We start from the raw sequence: 22,563 nt of genomic DNA, 5'->3' as shown, positions 1-22,563 counted from the left end.
TTTGTCCTAGGACCGTGAGACTATATGTGACATATAGCAAACGAACAGGAGTTTAGACCTCCTGTAAATGAGGTCGAAAGGGGTAGTGTGAAGCAGAATGAAAGCATATTTATCCCATAAAAAGGGCACAAATCCCTATTCAAACATGAGTCTTTGAACCTTATAATAACAATATTGGAAAAAGTGCTAATCACCTTACGCTCGTTTAGAGAGACTCTAAGCAGCGTTTTTATTTTTTGACAGGAGGAGGAACCCATATGAGCTTATCGGATATGCTGTCTGCCCTTAACGGTGGCATTTCAAATAAAAAAGCAGAAATTGAAGAGAAAATCGCTCGACTCAAAAAGGCGAAAAGCAAGGTTGAACGTGAACAAGATGCGGCAGAAACAGATTTAAAGCAAATCAAGCAGCCAAAGCTTGGGACCTCTTGGAAAGGTGAGCGAAGCCAAGATTTCAAAACAGACCGAAATGAAGCACATGATGCGCTGCAAACGATCGTGAACGATCAATACCCACGCTACGTGAGCCGTATCGAATTCAAAATCAGTACATTAGAAGCAGAACAAGCTGCGTTATCCTTTGCCAGTTCCTTAGCTGGAGACGCCGCACGTCTTGCTGAAAAAGGAGAAGACGCAGTAGAGGACGCAAAACGCTTGATCTCAAAAGCATGGAGCAGCTTGTAAACGAGTTTCATGCTGAACAAATCTGGAGGATATCACAATGGGACAAATTAAGTTAAACTACCAAACAGTTATGGATAAACTAGATGAAGTCTCCCAAGCCGTCGAAGCTTTAGCGATGAAAAAAGCAGCAGATAAAGCGGGTGAAAACAGCCTTGAATTTGTAACCAAGTGGACGGCACGTGAAGCAGAAGTGAGCGAAATGGTCTCAAGCTTTAAAGAAGCCTTAATTAAAAATGTTCAGGATACACGTTCTAACGTGAAAACATTAAAAGAACAAGACGAAGCGATTGCTGCAAAATAATCAGCACAATCGCTTTTATTTATGGGTACCATTGACATAATGTGAGTGTGGTATTAAAGTCTCATATTAAATTCAGGGTGTAAGACCTTGTATTATTCCGTTTTTCTTCCAAACGCGTCGCTAAAAGGACACCTTTTCCCTATTTAAGCCTGAGGCTTTTCGCCTTATACTATACTTAATGAAAGCAGAACGATAGAAATGTCAGGATTGGAAAAATCAAGTGAGTCGATGGTTTCCAAAGGCGCTCACGCCGTGCTTTCGTATGAGGTCAGATAGAGGTGGATGACATGAGTTTATCCGAGATGCTGCACCATCTGCATATGGGAATTGAGAACAAACGTGCAGAATTTGACGAAATGATCTCTCGGTTAAAGACAGCCAAAAGTAATATTCGAACAGAACAAGATCTTGCCCAGTCAGATATCAAAGAAATTAAGAAGCCTGCACTAGATTCGTCATGGAAAGGCGAGAGAGGAACCGACTTTCATCGCCACCGGAAAGATGCTTACAGCGTGATGCACGACGTCGTCAACAATGAATATGAAAAATATATAACAGAGATTGATCAAAAAATCTTACACTTTGAATTGAAAAAAATGGAGCTGGCTGTTGCCAGTAACTTTGCAGGAAGAGCTCAGGACGTGATGGAAAAGGGCGAGGATTTTGCAAAGGATGTTAAACATTTGATTGAACGGGGCTGGAAAGCTCTTTAAAACCATAAACGAAACAGCCGTCTCTTAAAAGGCGGCTGTTTTTTTGTTTAGTCACATCCACCACCGCCGCTGTCACCTGAATCACTCCCACAGGAGGCTTCAGAAGCGTGATGGGTATACGAATCAGTATAAGTGCTCGTCGTTGAGCTATGATGTGCAGAACGCTTAGCAGATGCACGTTTATCATTTGATGCGAACAAGCTGGCAATGATGGCTCCTAAAAAAGCTAATATGATAATGACAACAAACATAAAAGCATCCCTCCTCTAGTTTCATATTCATACGAATGAGCCATATCAAGGTTCCCGATTTGAAAGAAATACTGGGCAAAGAGTTCTATTTTCGTTTATGATGATAGGCAAAAGTAAATGCCAAGGGAGGAGAGCCTATGCTATCTCTACGTCAGGAGGAGCTTCTGAAACGATTGATGCAAGCGGAGCAGGAACTGACAAGTGAAGAAATCGCCCGTGTGATCGGAGTCACATCAAGAACCATCCGCACAGATATGAAAGCGCTTAAAGTGATCTTAGAAGAACATGGTGCCGCACTGCATATTAAACGCGGGGCAGGGTATACATTGAGCGTTGAAGATTATGGAGCATTTCGTACATTTTTGAAAACCTCACTGAGAGAAAGGAATGAGAAAAAGGAACCGTCCATTCCCAATCAGCCTGAGGACCGTGTGGCTTATCTATTAAAAAGGCTGCTTCTGTCAGAAGACTATATCAAATTAGAGGGGTTGGCAGAGGAATTATTTGTGAGTGAATCTACAGTGAAAAATGATTTGAAAGCTGTCAGGCACTTGTTTTCATTGCATGGACTTTCTATATCGCACCGGCCTAAATATGGCCTTCGTCTGACAGGCGATGAAATGAAATTAAGATATTGTATGGCTGAGCATTTGTTTCAGCAGGAGCATGCGAATGCTGCACTGTTACCTGAAGAAACGTATCAATTGATTCAGGACATCGTGCGTTCACGTACAAAAGCCACTGGACTTCATCTATCAGAAATCGGTTTAAGTAATTTAGTGACCCACATTGCCATCGCATGCAAACGAATTGAAGAAAAAAAGCTGGTTAAGATGCCAGAAGCGGAATTGAGAGAAATTCAAGTGCAGCCAGTTTTTCAGGTAGCTCAACAAATGGCAGAAGATATTCGCCGCGTATTAGCGATTGATTTTCCATTATCTGAAATGGCGTACATTGCGATTCACTTAATGGGAGCAAAGATGATGGCTTATGGAGAGGCTGGCCATACGCTATTTCATCTGCTGGACGAAGACCATTTTCGTTTCACTCACCAATTGCTTGCTTATGTAGAGGAGCACATGTCACTTGATATTCAGTTTGATAAGGAGCTGATCGTTGGTTTAAGTCTTCATTTGCGTTCTGCCATTCATCGTTTTAAATACGATATGAACATCCGAAATCCTTATTTACCAGACATTAAAAGGCATTATCCCATTGCGTTTGAGGCGGGTGTTTATATGGGCAGATGGCTGAAGGAAAAAGAGGGTGTTGAGATTCCTGAGGATGAAATCGGATATTTGGCACTTCATATTGGGGCTGCAATCGAGCGGACAAAATCACAGCATGTAAGAAAGACATGTCTTATTGTGTGTGCGACGGGTGTCGCCAGCAGCCAGCTTCTTCTTCATAAACTCACGGCAGCTTTTAACGGAAGGCTGGAGATCGCTGGAACTGCAAGTGTCGGGGAACTTCCTTCGTATGATTTAAGAAGCATTGATTTTATTATTAGTACCATTCCGCTTCAAAATACATTGCCGGTGCCAGTCATTGATGTACATACGATTCTAAGTGACGATGATATTGTGCGGCTGAAACGATTTGTGCAGAATTCACAGGATACAGGAGTTTTGCGGTATGTGAGTCCGGCGCTGACATTTTTTCAGCAAGATCTCCAATCAAGGGAAGAGGTTCTTCAATTTTTTGTGAACGTGCTAAAGGAGCAGCATCGAATCCCAGACGAGTTTGAACAATTATTGTTAGAAAGAGAGCAAGTATCACCCACATCTTTCGGTCATTTGGTTGCGATTCCTCATCCTATTAAACCGGCAACAGATGACACGTTTTGTGCGATCTGTACGTTGAAAAAGCCGGTGCTGTGGGGAGAAGATCGAGTACAAGTCGTATGCTTGTTAAGCATCCAGAAGACGTATCAAAAAGAATTACAGTCGCTTTATCAATTTCTTGTGCGGCTGACAGAACGGAAGGAAGTGGTGGAACAGCTCATCAAAGCCGCTTCATTTGAAGAACTGACAGCTGCGCTTCAAGTATTGGAGTATCCAAATGAAAAAACGCGGCACCCATTTCCGCATCTGTGAGGAAAAAGATTAGATGTTAATGAAAGCGCTTTTAAAATAACATCAAAAAGGAGGATGATCACGAGTTTTTGCAAAGGGGGAGACGGATCATGAGCTTCAAGGAGAAAGCGGCAGATGTTATGGGGCATGTGGCTTATCGCATCACCAACCAGAAATATATTATGGCGATTAAACAGGCATTTGTCACACTGATGCCGATCATCATTACAGGAGCTTTTGCTGTACTGGTGGCGAATATGATCATGAGCCCGGAGACAGGGCTTGCTCATTTTGAGATATTCAGGTTTTTAGCAGAGCTTCAGCCTATTATGAAGGCAATCAATTATGCCACGCTGAACTTTTTAACCATTGGGGCTGTGTTCCTCATTGGGATTGAGCTTGGGAAAATCAACGGTCACAAGTCTCTGTTCCCAGGATTGATGGCATTGATTTCATTTATATCTGTTATTCCAACGACACTTCTTCTTGAAGTCGATGGATCGATGCGTGAGGTTGTTGACGTGTTGGCAAGACAATTTTCTGATCCAAAAAGCTTATTTTTAGGGATGATCATTGCGATCGTATCTGTGGAGATTTTTTGTAAGCTGACCGAGGTGAAATGGCTCCAAATCAAGATGCCGGATTCGGTTCCGTCGAATGTGGCAACATCTTTTTCGTCACTTTTCCCATCCATCATTACAATTACAATCATTAGTTCATTCGGCTTTGCATTTCATCGTGTGACAGGCATTTATTTGCATGAAGCAGTGTATAACGTGGTGCAGCGTCCGTTAGAAAGTGTTGTACAGGGGCTGCCTGGGATTTTAACGTTGATGTTTGTGGCGCAATTCTTCTGGGTGATCGGCATCCATGGCAACCAGATGATTAAGCCGATCCGGGAGCCGCTCTTATTAGGATCGATTGCAGTGAATATGACAGCATTTCAAGAGGGAAAAGAGATACCGAATATCATCACGATGCCGTTTTGGGATGTGTATATGAGCATCGGTGGTTCAGGTGTGACCATTGGTCTTTTGGTTGCGATTTTTATTGCTGGGAGAAGGGAAGAGATGCGAAGTATTGCCAAGCTCTCATCAGGACCCGGACTGTTCAACATCAATGAACCCGTTATTTTTGGATTACCTGTCATGCTAAACCCTGTGATGGCGATTCCATTTATCGTCACACCGCTTGTGACAGGTACGATTGGTTATATTGCGACGGCTACAGGATTCGCTGGAAAAGCGGTCGTGATGGTGCCATGGACGACACCGCCGCTTGTGAATGCATGGCTGTCCACCGCTGGCAGTATGGGCGCTGTCATTACACAGCTTATCTGTATTGTGGTGGCTGTTTTCATCTATTTACCGTTTGTACTCTTGTCTAACCGCAAGCCAGAAGCGGCACCAGATTCAGAATAAACATTCAGACGAAGAAAAGGGAGGCGGCGACATGAACAGAATTGAGATTCCAAGTGATTTTATCCTAGGTGCTGCGGCTTCTGCTTGGCAGACCGAGGGATGGAAGGGAAAGCGGGCGCATCAGGACTCGTACATCGACTTATGGTATAAGGAAGGATATCATGTGTGGCACGAAGGCTATGGTCCTGCTGGTGCGACAAACTTTTACGAGCGCTACCCTGAAGATGTAGCCTTAATGAAAGAGATTGGGCTGACACATTACAGGACATCGATCAACTGGTCGAGGTTTCTCATAGATTACGAGAATGGGATAGTGGATGAGGCATATGCTCGTTACATTGATGATCTGATCAATGAATTAATCGCAGCAGGTGTAGAACCAATGTTTTGCTTAGAGCACTATGAACTTCCTGCCGTTTTGTTTGAGAAGTACGGCGGATGGTCATCAAAGCATGTTGTCGAGCTGTTTGTACTTTATGCAGAAAAGGTGTTTGAGCGCTACGGAGACCGGGTCAAGCATTGGTTTAGTTTTAATGAACCGATTGTTGTTCAGACACGTGTTTATCTAGATGCGATCCGATATCCGTTTGAGCAAAATACGAAGAAATGGATGCAGTGGAACTATCATAAAGCTCTGGCAACAGCAAAAGTGGTGAAGCTGTTTCAGGAGATGGGGTTGAAGGAATCGGCAGGAGCCAAAATCGGCGTGATTCTCAATCCAGAAGTGACGTATGCAAGATCGTCTGCCCCGCATGACCAAGAAGCGGCACGTATGTATGACTTGTTTTTTAATCGAGTGTTCTTAGATCCTTCCATCAAAGGGGAGTATCCAGAGGAACTGATCGATGTGTTGAAAAAGCATGATATTCTTTTCGATTCCACAGAGGAAGAGCTTCAGATCATCAAGAATCATACGGTGGATGTCGTTGGGCTTAACTTGTACTATCCGCATCGTGTCAAGGCACCGAGTAAGGCTTGGAACGAAGGAACACCTTTTCATCCATCCTATTATTACGATATGTTTGAGCTTCCAGGGAGAAAAATGAATCCTTTCAGAGGCTGGGAAATCTACCCGAAGATTGTCTATGATATGGGGATGAGAATAAAAGAAGAATACGGAAATATTGAGTGGTTTGTGGCAGAAAATGGCATGGGTGTCGAAAAGGAAGAACGGTTTAAAACAGAAGACGGTATCATTGATGATCAGTATCGCATTTCATTTATCAGCCAGCATTTGAAGCGGGCACTTCAAGCGAAAGCAGAAGGATCAAATTGCACAGGCTATATGCTTTGGGCATTTACAGACAATGTCTCACCGATGAATGCCTTTAAAAACCGCTACGGATTAGTCGAAATCCAGCTGGAGAATGAACGAAATCGTCAGCTGAAAGCATCTGCGTATTGGTACCAGACATTAATCAAAACAAGGGAACTGCAGGTTGAAACAGAAGTCATTTATCAATAGGAGTGATGGGATATGAAACGAATCATTCTCGCTTGTGCAGCAGGAATGTCAACGTCCATTGTGGTGTCCAAAATGAAGGCTGCCGCAGAAGCTAAAGGGCTGGATTACTATATTTATGCTATACCTGAAGGAGCCATTGCGGATGAACTAGAAGAGCATGGAGAGGATGTACTGGCGATTTTACTTGGACCGCAAGTTAGTTTTATGAAAAAAGCAGCAGAAAAAACAGCGGCACCTTATCGAATCCCTGTCGATGTCGTCAATGTGAGATTATACGGAACAGCAAACGGAGAAAAAATTCTAGAGCATGCACTGAAACTAGCAAATGAATCTTAAGTAATTGGAGGAGAAGCAGATGACGGTATTAGAGGAAATGCAGGGAGCAGCCTTTCAAATCATTGCCCATGCAGGCGAGGCAAGAAGTCATTATGTAGAAGCGATTCGTCTAGCAAGAGCTGATGATTTTGAAAAAGCGCAGCAGTTGATCGAAAAAGGGGAGGAAGCGTTTCGAAGCATCCACAACCTGCATCTGTCGCTGATTCAAAAAGAGGCGGCAGGTGAACAGCTTCCGTTTTCTTTACTGCTGATACATGCAGAAGATCAAATGCTCACAACAGAGACCATCCATCTGCTCGCCATCGAAATGATCGAAATGTGTAAAAAAATGAATACCCTGTCAAAATAGTTGTCAATGAATAACCAATTTCTGTTATAATCATTCGGTAGATAAAGAGAAAGCAGGATTGGTGAATGAAAAAAACATGTATGCTGATGACGATTGGTCTTATACTGCTGCTCATTTCGGGCTGTATGGGAATAAAGGAGCAGGCGGAAGGAAGCCAGCAAGTCGTCAAAGAGGAAAAGGGTTTATTACAAACAAAAGAGATACAGCAGAAAAAAGAAACGGCAGTGATAGAGACAAAAACCTGGATGAAGCAAAAGGAGCCGGTCGAGCTTCCGATTTTGATGTATCATAGTATCTCAAGCGGCAACTCGTTACGTGTGCCTAAGAGCGAATTTGCATCTCATATGAAATGGCTGAAGGACAATGACTATGTCACGCTGTCGCCAGAAGAGGCGTACCGCGTTTTCACAACAAATTCGATGCCAAGTAAGAAGAGTGTCCTCATTACATTTGATGATGGATATACGGATAACTATACAAAGGCATTTCCAATTTTAAAGCAGTATGGAATGAAAGCAACGATTTTCATGATTGAGCAATCCATTGGCCGTCCAAATCACTTAACGGATGAGCAAATGGATGAGATGATGGCACATGGGATATCGATTGAGAGTCATACGATTCATCATTTAGAGCTCAACCGATTATCAAAGCAGCAGCAGGAAGAGGAATTAAAAGGATCAAAGGCATTCTTCGATCAGCGATTTTCTCAGCGTACGAGAATGGTCAGCTATCCTGTCGGGCGCTATAATGAAGAGACGTTGAAGCTGGCGAAGGAAGCTGGATATCAAATGGCTGTCACCACTGAACCAGGACATGCGAAGAAGGAACAAGGCATGATGTCCTTGCACCGCGTCCGCATTTCACCGGGACTTTCACCAGAAAGCTTTGGCAGGCTGGTCGAAGGGAAGTAACGATCAATGTTTCACATGAAACATTTTACGACAAGTTTCGCCAAAATGAATCACCGCCCATACACCTTGACATGATATGTCTTGGTTTCAACTGTTATTATAAGAGAGACTTAGATGGACAGAACTTTCATGACCAGGGGAGTTCTGTTTTTTAAAATTGTCATTCAAACCCTACATCGTAAGAAACACCTCAATGAAAGACTCAAAGTATCAAGCCCGCCAATGAAGTAACAATCAAATATTGCTCAGCATCGCAAAAACTTAAGAAACCCTACATAGAAAAACCAATTGAGAAAAGAAAGGGAGAGGGGAATATGTCAAACTTTTTTGGAATCGACCATGTTCAACTAGCTGCTCCAAAAGGCAGTGAAGAGAAAGCTCGTTTGTTTTTTGGCGAAATTTTAGGGATGAAAGAAATACCTAAGCCTAGTAATCTAGCTAAACGCGGAGGTGTCTGGTTCCAATGCGGTCATCATCAGCTTCACATTGGCATTCAGGAACATTTTCAAGCTGCAAAGAAAGCTCATCCAGCTTTTCTTGTAAAGAGCCTATCGGAATTAAAAGAGGTATTATTGAAGCATCAGATTAGTATAAAAGAAGATGAGCCATTGGAGGGAGCCAATCGGTTTTATGTAGAAGATCCTTTTGGGAATCGAATTGAGTTTTTAGAGAGAAGAGACTAGAAGACAACAAGAAGGCTGTCGAGATTTTCTCGACAGCCTTCTTGTTATTGATAAACGGGATAGCCCGTCATTTTGATATCTTTTCCAAGTGGTTCCACGGTGAGTTGATCCAGTTCAATGGCATCACTCATGAGGCGTATGCCTTCGCCTCCGAAAAAGGAAGGGGAAAGTCGTCCGCCAATGAGCTTAGGCGCCATATAGATGACCAATTTATCTACAAGCTGCTGTTCTAAGAACGAGGCGTTAATCTGGCCGCCGCCTTCAATCATGAGAGAGGAGATATTTTTTTCTCCCAGCACTTGAAGCACTTCCTGCAGGGGCACCCGCGTGTCGCTGTCAGTCATGAAGACACGGACGCCAGCTGCTTCTAAGGCCGCTCGTTTTTCCTCATCGGCTTGCTTTGTTGTAAAAATCCATGTAGGTGCCATCTGATCGGTGACGATCTTTGCTGTCAGTGGTGTTGACAGCTTTGAGTCTAAGACAATTCGAATCGGATTGTTTCCATTTGGAATCCGCGCAGTTAATGAAGGGTCATCGTGAATGACGGTTTGAGCACCGACCAAAATGGCATCATTGATACTGCGGATATGGTGAGCATCATAACGGGATGTCTCAGATGTAATCCACTTGCTGTCAGACGTGGCAGAGGCGATTTTTCCATCTAAGGTAATGCCTGCTTTGAGCGTCACAAAAGGTGTTTTTTTCGTAATAAAGTGATTAAATACTTCATTCATCAGAATGGATTCCTGTTCAAGTACGCCCGTGATGACTTGTATGCCTGCGTCTTGTAATATGGCAATCCCGCGGCCAGCGACAAGCGGGTTTGGATCAAGTGCCGCCACGACAACGGTTTCGACGCCGGCTTTTACAAGTGCTTTCGCACAAGGGCCTGTACGTCCATGATGGGAGCAAGGCTCAAGGGTCACATAAATCGTGGCTCCTTTTGCCTTGTCCCCGGCCATGTTAAGTGCATGAATTTCAGCATGCGGTTCACCGGCTTTCATATGAGCGCCGACTCCTACAATTTCATTCTCTCGCACAATCACAGCCCCGACGAGCGGATTCGGAGATGTCTGACCTTTCATTGCCCGTGCATTATCAAGGGCTAGCTTCATATATCGCTCATGATGTGGCAATCGTACGCACCTCTTGCTCCGCCTTCATGTGACCTGAGCGGTTGATTTTAGTCTGCAAGTATTTTTCGTTAAATTCAGAGACATCTCCCCAAAGCGGAATGCGTCCAGAAAGTGATAAACCTGCATGGCTGATCGCATCTGTCTTTTTCGGGTTATTGGTAATGAGTCTGACCGGCTTTGTACGAAGTGTTTGAAGAACGGCAATGGCTTCTTCGTATTGACGTGTGTCATCTTCAAAACCAAGTGCTTCGTTCGCTTCTACTGTATCGTAGCCGTTTTCTTGAAGAATATAAGCCATGGCTTTACTGAAAAGACCAATGCCGCGGCCTTCATGATTGGCTAAGTAAAACAGGGCTCCCGCTCCATTGTCCTCAATCATTCGCATAGACTGCTTCAATTGGAATCCGCAGTCGCAGCGCTTGCTTCCGAAAATATCGCCAGTGTGGCAAATGGAATGCATGCGGATAAGAGCTTCGTCAGCGTGCTCAAAATCCCCATATACAAGAACGCTTGACTGCTGATGATCAGCAAGCTGGCGGGACGAGAGGCTTTCAATTAAAGCTTCATCCGACAATGGCTCTTTTCCATCATCTTTTAACCATGAATACCAGTTAAACATGACGGTTCTGCCGTCTAAATTCACTGGCAGTTTAATGGGTCCAGTGATATATATATACCCGTCTTCTTGCTGTACTCGTTTGATTTTATCTTTTAATATGGCTGTTTTAAGCTCTGTGTGTTTGTCCATATTCTGCACCTTCTTTTTAGTCTGTTTCTTCAATCTGTAAACGAACGAGAACGCCAAATGGATCAACAAATTCGCTGCTTTTTCCTGTCGTGTTGACTTGAGTGCCTGCTTTTGTCAGGCGTTCGATGACGGATTGTCTGTCTGCTTCTTCTGGGAAAACCAGTGTATAGCTTCTAATTCCTGAGAAACGTGGATCAATGGCGCCTTTTCGTCCTCGTCCCCATGCATTAAAGGCAAGGTGGTGGTGGTACACACCAGCGGCGATAAATAGGCTTGCTGGTGGAGCCATTCGGATATGAAAACCGAGCGTATGGACATAAAAGGAATCTGCTTCTTCTGGGTTGAGATGGAAATGCAAGTGTCCCATCACTGTGCCCGCAGGGAGTCCTTCCCATGTGGTATCAGCGGCTTCCTGCAGGAGTCCATCTCCATCAAGCGGTGCATTTCCGCCACCTTTCAGTTCTCCATGCTCACCTACCCAAATGTTCTGAGGACGGTCAGCATAAATTTCTACGCCAATGCCGTCAGGATCACTTAAATAAATGGCTTCACTGAAAAAGTGATCGCTTGCTCCAATTAAAGGATAGCCTTTTTTGATCACATGTGCCAGCCATGTGCCCAGGTTTTTTCTGGTAGGTAATAAAACAGCAAAATGATAAAGTCCTGGCTCATGATCAGGCTTTTCTTTGAGCTGTGCATCTTCTTTTAACAAAAGAATCGGTTCCTTTGCATTGCTGCCAAGTGTCACCGTGGAATCGGTCTTTTCTAATATAGTAAATCCTAAAATGTCTGTATAAAAAGGTAAAGAACGATCAAAGCTGGACACATGTAATTCTGTCACACCCAACCTTAGCTGCTCAATTGTCTTCAAGCTCGGTCATCTCCTTCATGATATATGCATCGGCATGTTCAAATGTTTTTGAAAATCTATAAAAAATGAATACCTTGTTACTTTTAGTAACTAAACTATATAATAGTTAGTGACTTATTTCAAGTAATTAATTATGTTATAATGAAAAAAAGAGAAAAAATCAGGAGGGAGTAAGATATGGCTCAAGTAGATGGCTGCCCAATTACAGATGCCATGGAGATTCTAGGCAAGAAGTGGGTCATTCTCATCATCAATCAGCTTCTGACAGGGCCTAAGCGTTTTTGTCAGCTTGAAAATGAAATGAACATCAGCGGAAGATTACTATCAGAAAGGCTGAAGGATTTAGAAGCTGAGGGACTTGTTGAGAAAAAAGTATATCCCGACATTCCAGTGCGGATTGAATACGAATTAACGGTGCAAGGGAAGAAAATTGAACCGATTATTCGTGAAATGTATGCTTGGTCTTTAGAGCGTAAAAACAGCAAAATGGAGGAACATGTTCCTTCTTAATCCATTTCGATCAGTGTGTCTGATCGAAATTTTTTTGTGTGATTTTCCAGAAAACTAAGACAATAGTATGAAAAATGATATTGACAATTATTTCACCCATTATATAATATCAAGGAGAAGAGGGTTCTTTTCCCTGTAATGGAATGGAGGTTATGCCATGGTATTATGAATGGGACAGATTGCCTAAAACTCTTATCAATCCATCATTTAGAAGCAGACATCTTTGACTTTAGGAAGCAAAGATTTATTTTTTCAACTCAATTGATAATGATTATCATAATCATCTATAAGTGTGTTCCAGCACTTATGAAGGTTATTTTTTTTATTGTCTATTGAGAATAATTATCAATATCATTTAGGAGGGCTCACATGAAAGTCATTCGTTCAACATCACCCGTATTATTATTCCTTAGTTTTGTTTTATTATTTGCTCTAGCTCCTGTTAGCTCAGCCTCAGCAGCTGGCTTAGCAGATGGTCAATATTCAGCGCAATATGTGGTTTGGAAGGCTGATAGCGATTCGACTTCAACAGCGAATACGTATTTCGAAAAACCAGCCAAGCTTGTCGTCAAGGATGGAAAAATCAAAGCACAAGTCACGTTAACGAATAGCTCTTGGATCACAAGCTTTAAGACGCTCGATCAAGGTGTTTACAAAGATGCGAAGGTGATTAGTACAAATACAGCTGCGAATAAGAGGACAGTAGAATTCAATGTGAACAGCCTGACTGAGGTCGTACCAGCAAAAGTGAGTGTGACTGTACCGGCTATCGGATATACAGGCAATTACGACATTCGTCTCAAGTTTGATGCGGCATCTGTTCAATAGAAAGGGAGGAAATTCGCTTGATGAAAATAAGAATGAGGCTGTCAGTCTTCATGGCGGTTTTTTTACTGGCACTTATGCTGCCTTTTTCAAACGCACAGGCTGCCGCATTAAAGGATGGTACATACTCCGTCAATTATACAGTGCTGAAAGCTGAAGGAAATGCGGTCTCAATGGCAAATGATTACTGGCTGAAACCAGCAAAAGTGATAGTGAAAAATGGGAACCTGACAGTGCAAATGACGATTAAAAATAGCAGCTGGGTAACGGAATTTAAAGTACCAGGAAATGGCGGCTATGTCGATACAACCGTTCTCTCAACAAATAAAAAAGCCAATACAAGGCTCGTTCAGTTCCAGGCTCAAAGCTTGTCTAAACCAATCACGTCAAAAATTCATGTCACTGTGAAATCTGCTGATTATGATCATGATTACACCATTCAGCTGAAATTTGATGAAAGCAGCATCAAGTCACTTTCGTCTAACAGTGCAAATCAATCAGCGGGTGCAGCAGAAAGTCAGCATCCATCAAAAGAATCAACGAACAAAGCTGATTCATCCACAACGAAACAAGAAGAAAATCCTCAAACTGGTGATACAAGCCAAACAGGGTGGCTCCTTGTGCTTGTCTTATGTTCAGGCGGGTTTTTAGCAAGAAAGTGGATCATCAAGCATTAACGGAAGGAAGTGTCACCATTTGAAACGTCTTTTTCATCTAAAGGCAGCCATTCTGCTCGTTTTATTCAGTTTGTTGACTGCGTTTCAGATTCCTCAAGGAACAGCTCAAGCGGCATCATTCGTTGATGGTGAATACACAGTCGGATTCACCATTTTAAAAAATGGCAGCACAGAAGCGTCCATGATGGATACCTATACAGAAAAGCCAGCTAAGCTGATTGTGGAAAATGGCAAGAAAACAGCCTATGTCACACTGAAGCAAAGCAAAGAAATAACAGATTTCAAGGTCGAACAAAATGGTGCTCTCGTTACCACTGAAACGGTCAGTGAGGACGAAACAGCCAATACACGTGTGATCAAATTTAATGTCGACGACTTATCAGCGAAATTAAACGGCTGGGTGAAAATTTACTGGGATTTAGGCGGCTTTATTTATGACGAAGCATATGACGTACAGCTTGCATTTGATCAAAGCAGCCTAACACTCGTTACGCCTGCAAAACCAGACGATAATGAAACAAAGCCAGATGATAACGAAACAAAACCAGATGACCAAAACGGTACAAAACCAGACGATCAATCGACAACACCAGGCAATAACAATGGCACAAAACCAGATGATTCTGCGCAAAATCAATTAAAAGATGGCGTATATCGTATTAATTACAGTGTGCTAAAAGGGGATACGGATGAGGCATCTCGAATGAGTGATTACTTCTCACACCCTGCATCCTTAACTGTCAAAAATGGAAAGCAAACCATTTCCTTTACGGTGAAGGACCATAAGTCTGTCGCTTCTTTAAAAACAGAGAAAAACGGTTCTTATCAAGAAGCCAAAACAGTCAGCAAGGATGAAGCAAAGAATACAAGAGTGGTTTCATTTGATGTAGATGATTTGAAAAACGAGGTCAAAGGAAAAGTACACATTGTAGTAGCAGCCGCTAACTATGACCAAACCTACGATATTCGTTTTCAATTTGATTCAAAGAGTATCGCTCCAGTGAAGGACGGGCAGGTGGTAGAGGAAGAAAAACCAGCTGCACCAGAAACACCAAAACCAAACACACCAACAACAGAAACAAATAACGGCGGAGCAAATCAAGAGACGGCTCAGCTAAAAGATGGTGTATACAAGCTTCCTTTCTCAATGAAGAAAGCAGATAAGGATGAGCTTTCTCGCATGAACGATTACGTTGTGAGTCCTGCGACACTGGTTGTAAAAAATGGCCGCCATTTCGTTTCATATACAGTGAAGAACAGCTCAGCCATCACGTCATTCCAAGTAGGAACAGGCGGAAAGTTTGAAGAGACACTTGTCGCGAAAACAGATCAAAAAGCAGATACACGTGTCATTCAATATGAAGCAAAAAGTTTAAGTGGAGCTCAGGCTGCACGCGTAAAGATTGATATTCCAGCTGCAAACTACCATGAGCAGTACGATGTCAAACTTGTCTATAATACAAAAGGAATCGCTCCTGGTGAGGGAAGCGGAATTTCAACAGTCATTGGAGACGATGAGAGCATCGGCTTTGTCAAAAATCCAAATGATCACGATTCTCAAACAAATCAACTTGAGAATGCAGCACCTGAGGAAACGGGTGCGGAGCAGATGACATTTACGCCATCAGATGATCAAACCAAATCTGAGTCTGGACAGCTGAATCCGAAAACGGGAGATACCTCTCTTCTTTGGGTGTATATTCTTTTATTCGGCGCTTCGTTATTCGTACTCGTTAGAAAATATCAAACACGGACAAGATAGTTCGTTTTATTTTAAGTGAGATGCGCCTTTTACCTCGGCGCATCCACTCTCTTTTTTCGAAAGGGGGCTTCTGTTTTTGAAGTATCGAATATTATGTACCTTGATCGCTGCCTTCACCTTCAGTGTGTGCATGATCTTATCGGGCTGCTCACAGTCAGCTGAAAGCTCAGCAAAAGGCAAAAAAAGTGCTGAATCAAGTGAGCGCATTGTGGCAACGACTGTAGCTGCTGCGGAGATCATGGATGCTTTAGAGGTGGATCTTGTCGGGGTGCCAACAAGTCAAAAATCCTTGCCAGCTCGTTACAAAGGACTGCCGGAAGTCGGCAACCCAATGAGCCCGGACATGGAAATCATCCAATCACTTCAACCGACAGATGTCCTGTCTGTCACAACCCTTCAATATGATTTAGAGACACCCTTTCAGCAAGCAGGTGTCCCTGCTACATACTTAAATCTTGAGAGCATGTCCAACATGGAGAAGGCCATCACGAAGCTTGGAGATCAGTATGACAGAAAGAAGCAGGCTGAACGCATTGTGTCTGAGTTTGAGCAAAAAAAGAAAGACATTCAAGAGAGGACGAAAGGAAAACGCAAGCCGTCCGTTCTGATTTTGCTTGGTGTGCCAGGCAGTTATTTGGTGGCGACAGAGAATTCATATATTGGTGATCTTGTGCGTATCGCAGGAGGAAAGAACATTGTGGAAGGCGAGAAAATGGAGTATTTGGCATCCAATACGGAATATTTACAAAAAGCCAATCCAGATATCATTCTCCGGGCCGCACATGGGATGCCAGACGAAGTCGTCCAAATGTTTGATGAAGAATTCAAAACAAATGACATCTGGAAACATTTCAATGCGGTCAAACAAGACCGGGTGTATGACCTCGAAGAAAGCTTATTCGGGACAACAGGCAATTTAAAGGCAGCAGAAGCATTAGATGAATTGACTCGTATGTTGTATCCGTCATAAGCGGCGAATCTTAATGATAAAAGGACGTTCAAGATGAAAAAAACAGGGATTTTATTTCTGATAGTCAGTCTCTTACTGGTCTGCGTGTTTATTTATTCAGCCATTACTGGGAGCATTCATGTCACCCCAATTGAATTATTAGAAGGGCTCATCACCGGTCAACATGCACAGGTAGAAATCATTAAAGATTTGAGAATTCCCCGCATGCTTATCGCGATGTTTACAGGGGCCGCCTTATCTGTCTCCGGTGTACTGCTGCAGTCGGTCATGAGGAATCCGTTAGCTGATGCCGGCGTCATTGGCATTTCATCAGGAGCCAGCTTCTTTTCATTAATGGCGATTACAGCGCTTCCTCAATTTTATTTCTACTCTCCTTTATTTTCGGTATTAGGCGGAGCTATTGCATGTTTCCTCGTGTATGTTCTGTCTTGGAAGGGTGGTTTAAGCCCGATCCGCATGATCTTGGTTGGGATCGCCATCAATGCCATGTTTACTGGAATGGCTGAAGCATTTGTGACCATTTGCAGCTATTTCAATATCACGATTAATCAGTCGGGACAGTCGAATCTCACGATGAAAACGTGGGGAGATGTCCGTTTAATCGGTGTCTATGGTGTCGCCGGCCTTGTCGTTGCACTCTTCTTCAGCAGGTGGTGCAACCTCCTGGCTCTTCAGGACAAGACAGCGAAAAATTTAGGATTGCGTGTGACCAGAATGCGCCTTTTGATTTCCATCACAGCCGTTTTACTTGCGGCGGTGACAGCTGCAGTAGCGGGCGTGATCGCCTTTGTCGGCTTGCTCATTCCGCACATTTCAAGAAGGCTTGTCGGCTCGGATCATCGGGTACTGATTCCATTTTCTGCGTTAAGCGGGGCTTTGCTTATTTTGACGGCTGATACGCTTGGCAGGACGCTTGTGGCGCCAAATGAGATTCCTGCTTCTACGATCATGGCCGTGATTGGCGGGCCGTTTCTAATCTTTTTATTAAGAAGGGGGGACCGTCTCCATGGACATTCGTGAGGTGTCATTCTCATATGACCAGCAGAAGGACATCGTTCAATCAGTCACAACAAAGATTGAAAAGGGGAAAATCACAACCATTATCGGTCCAAATGGCTCGGGAAAATCGACGCTGCTTTCCTTAATGGCGAATAATCATTGTCCAAATAAAGGGCAAATTCACTTAGACGGGCAAACGCTGAATACATTCAAGCCAAAGGAGCTGGCAAAAAAGCTCGCTGTCGTCCATCAGCAAAATGAAGCGCCGCTTGATTTAACGATCGAACGGGTCGTGGCATTCGGCAGAACGCCGTACCAGACGATGCGCGGAGGAGACAAGGAAGAGGATGAGAGAGCGATAGAGTGGGCGCTGTCCAGTACAAAGCTAACGGACAAACGAAAGGTGCCGCTCGCCTCACTGTCAGGTGGAGAGCGGCAGCGTGTATGGATTGCGATGGCACTTGCGCAAAAAACACCGATCCTTTTCTTAGATGAACCGACAACTTATTTGGATATTTACTATCAATTTGACATTCTTGAGCTGATCCGTGAACTGAATGCCGAGCATGGATTAACGATTGTCATGGTGCTGCACGACATGAATCAGGCTGTCCGCTACAGCGATATCATCATAGCGATGAAGGATGGACAGGTTATCAGTGAGGGACAGCCAAACGATGTGTTAACAGAGGAAAACGTGCGTCACATTTATGATGTGTCCGTCACGATTAGACAGGATGCAGAAACAGGGATGTACATCGTGCCTGTTGGTATATAAGCTGGGCAAAAAGCAGGTGAGACAGTGTGAAACGAGGAAAACGGCTTTGGCAGCGGATGCTGACGATCGTTTGTTTAGGCGTATTGATTTATAGCGGGACAGCTATCGGCTTCGAACTTTTCGGTTATTATCAAAATCGCCAGGTGCTTGCAAAGGCCCAGACGATGTATGGACATGAAGAAATGAATGAAAAACGGGAGACGGGAAAGATCCGTTCGTCATTTGATGAGCTGCGGAAGGTGAATGAGGACATTGTCGGCTGGATCAATATGGAGGATACGATGATTCAGTATCCGATCGTTCAATCTCACGATAATGCGTTCTACTTAACTCGTAATTATTTAAAAAACGACACCCGGGCAGGCAGTATCTTTATGGATTATCGTAATGACGTCCTGCATGAAAGCCCCAATACAGTGGTGTACGGCCATCGGATGAGGGATGGATCCATGTTTGCTGGACTAACAAACTATCTAAAAAAAGATTTCTTCCAAGAGCACCGGACATTTCAGTACGATACGCTGTATCAAAGCTATGAAGCGGAGATTTTTGCTGTGTATGAAACGACGGTTGACTTCGACTATATTCAAACCGATTTTCAAGATCTTGGCGAATATGCGCACTACTTGCAAGCTGTGCGGAAGAAATCAATCTATCAAACGAAGACAGACGTGTCCACAGATGACCTCATCCTCACCTTATCGACCTGTGATCATGTGCTTGCACCTAAAAGCGGGCGTCTCGTGGTACAGGCAAAGCTAAAGAAAGTTTACTAGAAAAGGAGAGACAGACGGTTGAAATTTTCACATGTGATCTTGGCGGGACTCGTCTTGATGCTTCTCCTCGGCGGATGCAGTCAGGCAGCACCTGTAGAGAAAGGAAGCGGGCAAGGAGCGCTGAAAATAAAGGATTTTACCGGAAGAACGCTGTCGTTTGATGAATCCCCTCAGCGTATTGTCGCCTTGTCGACCGGGGACATGAGTATTCTGTATGCTTTAGGCGGTAAGGCGGTCGGCCGGCCAACTGCTGAGTTACCAGACAGCTTACAAAAGGCAAAGTCCGTACAAACGATTGGCACAACGCATCAATTTGATGTAGAGCTGATTACAAGCTTAAAGCCTGATGTGGTGCTTGGAAATGAACAGTTAAACAGCAAGGACATCTCTACAATAGAAGGAATTGATTCACAGCTTCTTTTGACAAGTGCCAATTCAGTGAAGGACATCCAGCGCCAAATCTCATTATTTGGGGAGTTGCTCGGAAAGCAGCAAAAGGCTAAAGCACTCAATGATCAAATTGATGAGCGAAAAAAGCAGATCAAGCAGCCTAAGAAAAAAGTGAAAACACTCGTTGTGTACGGTGCACCTGGCACATATATGGCGGCACTTCCTCAATCCTTAAGCGGAGATTTGCTGCACATCGCCGGGGGCGCAAACATTGCTGAGAATGAACCGGCACTCGAAAAATTTCCTCAATACGCCCAAATTAATGCAGAAAAGGTGATCGAAGCCGATCCCGATCTCATTCTGCTCATGACACACAGCAATCCTGACGATGTGAAAGCGGGCTTTATGAGTGAAATGAAACAGAATGCAGCATGGCACGACGTATCAGCTGTCAAGAATGGCCGCGTGGAGATTCTGCCTAGTGATTTATTCGGGACGAACCCAGGCGCAGACGTCATCAAGGCGATTGATGAACTAGAGAAGAGATTGAAGCGATTGTCATCATGAAGGTGAATGCAGAGTTAGATTTTCAAAAAAGACAGTCGAGACGAAGATGGCTGATACCGGGACTGCTTTTCTCGCTAGGTGTGGGCATATGTCTAGGGCTTGCATTAGGTTCTGTTCAATTATCGCTGCCAGATTTGATCGCTGGTTTGACGGGATCAGGCCAGCCAGTCCATGAAAAAATCGTCATGGATTTACGTCTGCCTCGCGTTCTCATAGGTTTCATCGTCGGAGCCTGTCTTGCAGCATCAGGGGCCATTTTACAAGGAGTCGTCCGAAATCCACTCGCTGACCCCGGGATCATCGGTGTGACTGCTGGCGGTGGGTTAGCAGCTGTACTCAGCATGATTGTGTTTCCTCAATTCACATATCTGCTTCCAGCGGCTGCCTTCCTTGGCGCTTTATTAGCGGCACTTGTTGTGTATATTTTGTCTTTTGATCAAGGGGTTTCACCGCTGAAATTGATTCTGGCGGGTGTGGCAGTCAATGCCCTGCTTGGTGCGGTCATGAATGGGCTGATGGTGCTTTATAGTGAGCGTGTGCAGGCTGTTCTGCCTTTTTTATCAGGAGGATTAAATGGACGGAGCTGGCATCACCTGAGCTTTGTGTCACCCTATGCGCTTGCTGGATTGTGTCTTTGTTTTTTTGCGATCAAGCCGGCAAATCTTCTATTGCTAGGTGATGAGTCAGCGCAGCTGCTAGGCCTTAGAGTCGAGCGAACCCGATTTTTCTTAATTGCACTGGCGGCGCTTTTGGCGGGTGCAGCTGTAAGCGTGAGCGGTTTAATTGGATTTGTCGGTCTTGTCGTCCCTCATTTTATCCGCCTTTTAATTGGAGATGACTACCGTTACCTGCTGCCGATCTCAATGCTTGGCGGCGGCGTACTTGTGGTCTTTGCTGATACAGCAGCACGGGTATGGTTTACACCGGTTGAACTGCCTGTTGGTATTCTGCTTGCTTGTATTGGTGCACCTTTCTTCCTCTATTTATTAAAAAAGAAAGGGAGGGGTTAAGTTGGATGTGATTGCGATGGATGACGTGAGCCTCAGTCAAGGAGGCTTTCGATTGTCGTCTATTTCAGCAGCTGTGCCTAAAGGAAGTGTAACAGGAATTATTGGACCGAATGGGTCAGGGAAGTCGACGTTTATTAAAGCGGCCGCACGACTTACGTCGATTGAAAGCGGCATGATTTATATTCACGATATACCGCAAAAAGAAATGACAGCACAGGAGATTGCACAAGAAATCGCCGTTCTGATGCAGACGAGAACGGCCATCCCATCGATGACAGTACGTGAGCTGGTCGCACTTGGACGAAGTCCGCATCGTTCGATCTGGAAAAAGAGCTCGAAGACAGATCAGGAAGCGATAGAGTGGGCGCTTGATGTGACAAATAGCCGCGTGAATGAAAACAGGATGCTGCATACATTGTCAGGCGGAGAGAGGCAGAAAGCGTATATTGCCATGGCACTGGCTCAGAAGACAGAGACGATTATTCTGGATGAGCCTACCACTTACTTAGATATTGCGCATCAGCTTGATTTACTAGAGCTGCTCAAACAGCTGAATGAAACGCATGGGATCACCATTTTAATGGTTCTTCATGACCTGCAGCAGGCAGCAAAATATTGTGACCGCCTGATTGCAATGAAGCGTGGTCAGGTTTACCAAATAGGGACACCAAAGGAAGTATTAACAGAAAACTTTTTCAAAGAGGTCTTTGGGATTCAGGCAGAGGTTCACCTAGATGGAGAGCATCCGCTCATTATCCCAATCGCTTCGATCCAACAACAAAAGGGAGATGAATCAAACATGATCATTGTAAACAACCAGGTTAGAGTAGAAAAAGGCAGTGCAGACCACCTCGTCAAGCGTTTTAACAAGCAGGGACAAGTAGAATTCATGGAAGGATTTTTAGGCATGGAAGTCTGGGTCACACAGCAGACAACCGATTACGATGAAGTGACTATTCATACCCGCTGGAATCGAAAAGAAGACTTTGTGAACTGGACAAAATCTCAGGCATTTGGAGATGCACACGCTCATGGAAAAGCGAAACCTGAAGGCCTATTAAAAAACAAAATTACGTACTATGAAGTACAAGTGACAAGACCTGCTTTACAGAAAAAAGCTTAAAATAGAAACACAGCGCTGCGGCCCACATGCAGCGCTCTTTTTTTGCATTTTTTTATTTTCCGTCACATATTGTTGACAAAGTATTCAAATAACTGACACAATACCAACCAATTTTTAGGTAAAATTTACTTTATTTTTGAAGCGTATGGGTGTAAAGTACAGGTATAAATAACTAACCGAATGAAAATCAAGAGTAAAATTTCACCGAGTGAACCATTTCAAATGGACTT

Annotated in this window: 25 protein-coding genes; 21 read left to right on the top strand and 4 right to left on the bottom strand. The window is 43.8% G+C overall.

Annotated features, from left to right (window positions below):
- Positions 1-257: 257 nt before the first annotated feature.
- From NSS76_RS18355 to NSS76_RS18345, 3 genes are all read left to right on the top strand, one after another.
- Positions 258-683 (top strand): YwqH-like family protein, encoded by a 426-nt coding sequence (locus NSS76_RS18355; RefSeq protein ID WP_024423906.1) that lies wholly within the window; start codon positions 258-260, stop codon positions 681-683.
- A gap of 37 nt (positions 684-720) precedes the next feature.
- Positions 721-984, top strand: coding sequence for a YwqI/YxiC family protein (locus NSS76_RS18350; protein ID WP_024423905.1), 264 nt, complete (start codon positions 721-723; stop codon positions 982-984).
- Between the two features lie 287 nt (positions 985-1,271).
- Positions 1,272-1,697, top strand: a complete 426-nt coding sequence (locus NSS76_RS18345) for a YwqH-like family protein (RefSeq protein WP_024423904.1) — start codon at positions 1,272-1,274, stop codon at positions 1,695-1,697.
- 47 nt (positions 1,698-1,744) lie between these two features.
- Here NSS76_RS18345 and NSS76_RS18340 read toward each other — a convergent pair whose 3' ends face one another.
- Positions 1,745-1,948, bottom strand: coding sequence for a hypothetical protein (locus NSS76_RS18340; RefSeq protein ID WP_024427523.1), 204 nt, complete (start codon positions 1,946-1,948; stop codon positions 1,745-1,747).
- A gap of 137 nt (positions 1,949-2,085) precedes the next feature.
- Between NSS76_RS18340 and NSS76_RS18335 the strand changes: the two genes are divergently transcribed.
- The 7 genes from NSS76_RS18335 (at position 2,086) to NSS76_RS18305 (ending at position 9,191) form a co-directional block, all read left to right on the top strand.
- A complete protein-coding gene (locus NSS76_RS18335) occupies positions 2,086-4,044 on the top strand; it encodes a BglG family transcription antiterminator (protein ID WP_341082593.1) in 1,959 nt (652 codons plus the stop codon).
- A gap of 89 nt (positions 4,045-4,133) precedes the next feature.
- Positions 4,134-5,444, top strand: coding sequence for a PTS sugar transporter subunit IIC (locus tag NSS76_RS18330; protein ID WP_024423901.1), 1,311 nt, complete (start codon positions 4,134-4,136; stop codon positions 5,442-5,444).
- Positions 5,445-5,475: 31 nt separating this feature from the next.
- Positions 5,476-6,909 carry a glycoside hydrolase family 1 protein gene (locus tag NSS76_RS18325; RefSeq protein ID WP_133744383.1) on the top strand — a complete coding sequence of 478 codons (1,434 nt, stop codon included), beginning with the start codon at positions 5,476-5,478 and terminating at the stop codon, positions 6,907-6,909.
- 12 nt (positions 6,910-6,921) lie between these two features.
- Positions 6,922-7,245 carry a PTS sugar transporter subunit IIB gene (locus tag NSS76_RS18320; RefSeq protein WP_133744384.1) on the top strand — a complete coding sequence of 108 codons (324 nt, stop codon included), beginning with the start codon at positions 6,922-6,924 and terminating at the stop codon, positions 7,243-7,245.
- A gap of 19 nt (positions 7,246-7,264) precedes the next feature.
- Positions 7,265-7,594, top strand: a complete 330-nt coding sequence (locus NSS76_RS18315) for a PTS lactose/cellobiose transporter subunit IIA (protein ID WP_024423898.1) — start codon at positions 7,265-7,267, stop codon at positions 7,592-7,594.
- A 65-nt stretch (positions 7,595-7,659) separates the two neighbouring features.
- Positions 7,660-8,508, top strand: coding sequence for a polysaccharide deacetylase family protein (locus NSS76_RS18310; RefSeq protein ID WP_133744385.1), 849 nt, complete (start codon positions 7,660-7,662; stop codon positions 8,506-8,508).
- A gap of 314 nt (positions 8,509-8,822) precedes the next feature.
- Entirely contained in the window at positions 8,823-9,191 is a 369-nt protein-coding gene (locus NSS76_RS18305; RefSeq protein WP_024423896.1) for a VOC family protein, read from the top strand.
- A gap of 44 nt (positions 9,192-9,235) precedes the next feature.
- Here the strand turns inward: NSS76_RS18305 and ribD are convergent, their stop codons facing one another.
- Genes ribD through NSS76_RS18290 form a run of 3 tightly spaced genes read right to left on the bottom strand, consistent with a single transcriptional unit; the run spans position 9,236 to position 11,946 of the window.
- On the bottom strand, positions 9,236-10,327 hold the full coding sequence (ribD, locus tag NSS76_RS18300; protein WP_133744387.1) for a bifunctional diaminohydroxyphosphoribosylaminopyrimidine deaminase/5-amino-6-(5-phosphoribosylamino)uracil reductase RibD: 1,092 nt from the start codon (positions 10,325-10,327) through the stop codon (positions 9,236-9,238).
- Positions 10,314-11,075 carry a GTP cyclohydrolase II gene (locus NSS76_RS18295; protein WP_024427515.1) on the bottom strand — a complete coding sequence of 254 codons (762 nt, stop codon included), beginning with the start codon at positions 11,073-11,075 and terminating at the stop codon, positions 10,314-10,316. The genes ribD and NSS76_RS18295 overlap by 14 nt, the downstream gene beginning before the upstream one ends.
- Positions 11,076-11,091: 16 nt before the next feature.
- Positions 11,092-11,946 (bottom strand): VOC family protein, encoded by an 855-nt coding sequence (locus tag NSS76_RS18290; RefSeq protein WP_151039650.1) that lies wholly within the window; start codon positions 11,944-11,946, stop codon positions 11,092-11,094.
- A 177-nt stretch (positions 11,947-12,123) separates the two neighbouring features.
- Between NSS76_RS18290 and NSS76_RS18285 the strand changes: the two genes are divergently transcribed.
- From NSS76_RS18285 to isdG, 11 genes are all read left to right on the top strand, one after another.
- Complete coding sequence (locus tag NSS76_RS18285) at positions 12,124-12,456, top strand: winged helix-turn-helix transcriptional regulator (protein ID WP_025093788.1); 333 nt, start codon at positions 12,124-12,126, stop codon at positions 12,454-12,456.
- Between the two features lie 369 nt (positions 12,457-12,825).
- Complete coding sequence (locus NSS76_RS18280) at positions 12,826-13,284, top strand: NEAT domain-containing protein (RefSeq protein ID WP_044334343.1); 459 nt, start codon at positions 12,826-12,828, stop codon at positions 13,282-13,284.
- A gap of 20 nt (positions 13,285-13,304) precedes the next feature.
- Positions 13,305-13,958 carry a heme uptake protein IsdC gene (isdC, locus tag NSS76_RS18275; protein ID WP_034624143.1) on the top strand — a complete coding sequence of 218 codons (654 nt, stop codon included), beginning with the start codon at positions 13,305-13,307 and terminating at the stop codon, positions 13,956-13,958.
- 19 nt (positions 13,959-13,977) lie between these two features.
- Positions 13,978-15,720: an NEAT domain-containing protein gene (locus NSS76_RS18270; RefSeq protein WP_341082591.1), complete on the top strand. Its 1,743-nt coding sequence runs from the start codon at positions 13,978-13,980 to the stop codon at positions 15,718-15,720.
- A gap of 76 nt (positions 15,721-15,796) precedes the next feature.
- The gene (isdE, locus tag NSS76_RS18265; RefSeq protein ID WP_133744390.1) at positions 15,797-16,690 is read left to right on the top strand and encodes a heme ABC transporter substrate-binding protein IsdE; all 894 of its coding nucleotides are present in this window, start codon (positions 15,797-15,799) and stop codon (positions 16,688-16,690) included.
- Positions 16,691-16,723: 33 nt separating this feature from the next.
- Positions 16,724-17,710: a FecCD family ABC transporter permease gene (locus NSS76_RS18260; RefSeq protein ID WP_024427509.1), complete on the top strand. Its 987-nt coding sequence runs from the start codon at positions 16,724-16,726 to the stop codon at positions 17,708-17,710.
- Entirely contained in the window at positions 17,697-18,467 is a 771-nt protein-coding gene (locus NSS76_RS18255; RefSeq protein WP_133744391.1) for an ABC transporter ATP-binding protein, read from the top strand. The genes NSS76_RS18260 and NSS76_RS18255 overlap by 14 nt, the downstream gene beginning before the upstream one ends.
- A 26-nt stretch (positions 18,468-18,493) precedes the next feature.
- Positions 18,494-19,243, top strand: a complete 750-nt coding sequence (gene srtB, locus NSS76_RS18250) for a class B sortase (protein WP_133744392.1) — start codon at positions 18,494-18,496, stop codon at positions 19,241-19,243.
- 18 nt (positions 19,244-19,261) lie between these two features.
- Entirely contained in the window at positions 19,262-20,200 is a 939-nt protein-coding gene (locus NSS76_RS18245; protein WP_133744393.1) for an ABC transporter substrate-binding protein, read from the top strand.
- Entirely contained in the window at positions 20,197-21,210 is a 1,014-nt protein-coding gene (locus NSS76_RS18240; RefSeq protein ID WP_133744394.1) for a FecCD family ABC transporter permease, read from the top strand. Before NSS76_RS18245 ends, NSS76_RS18240 begins: the two co-directional genes overlap by 4 nt.
- Before the next feature lie 7 nt (positions 21,211-21,217).
- Positions 21,218-22,333, top strand: coding sequence for a heme oxygenase (gene isdG, locus NSS76_RS18235; protein WP_269196480.1), 1,116 nt, complete (start codon positions 21,218-21,220; stop codon positions 22,331-22,333).
- Positions 22,334-22,563 lie beyond the last annotated feature (230 nt).

The sequence above is a fragment of the Bacillus sp. FSL R5-0654 genome, assembly GCF_038008745.1.
GTDB lineage: Bacteria > Bacillota > Bacilli > Bacillales > Bacillaceae > Bacillus > Bacillus safensis.
Note: the sequence above shows the minus strand (reverse complement) of the source record. Positions and strands in the feature narration are given on the sequence as shown.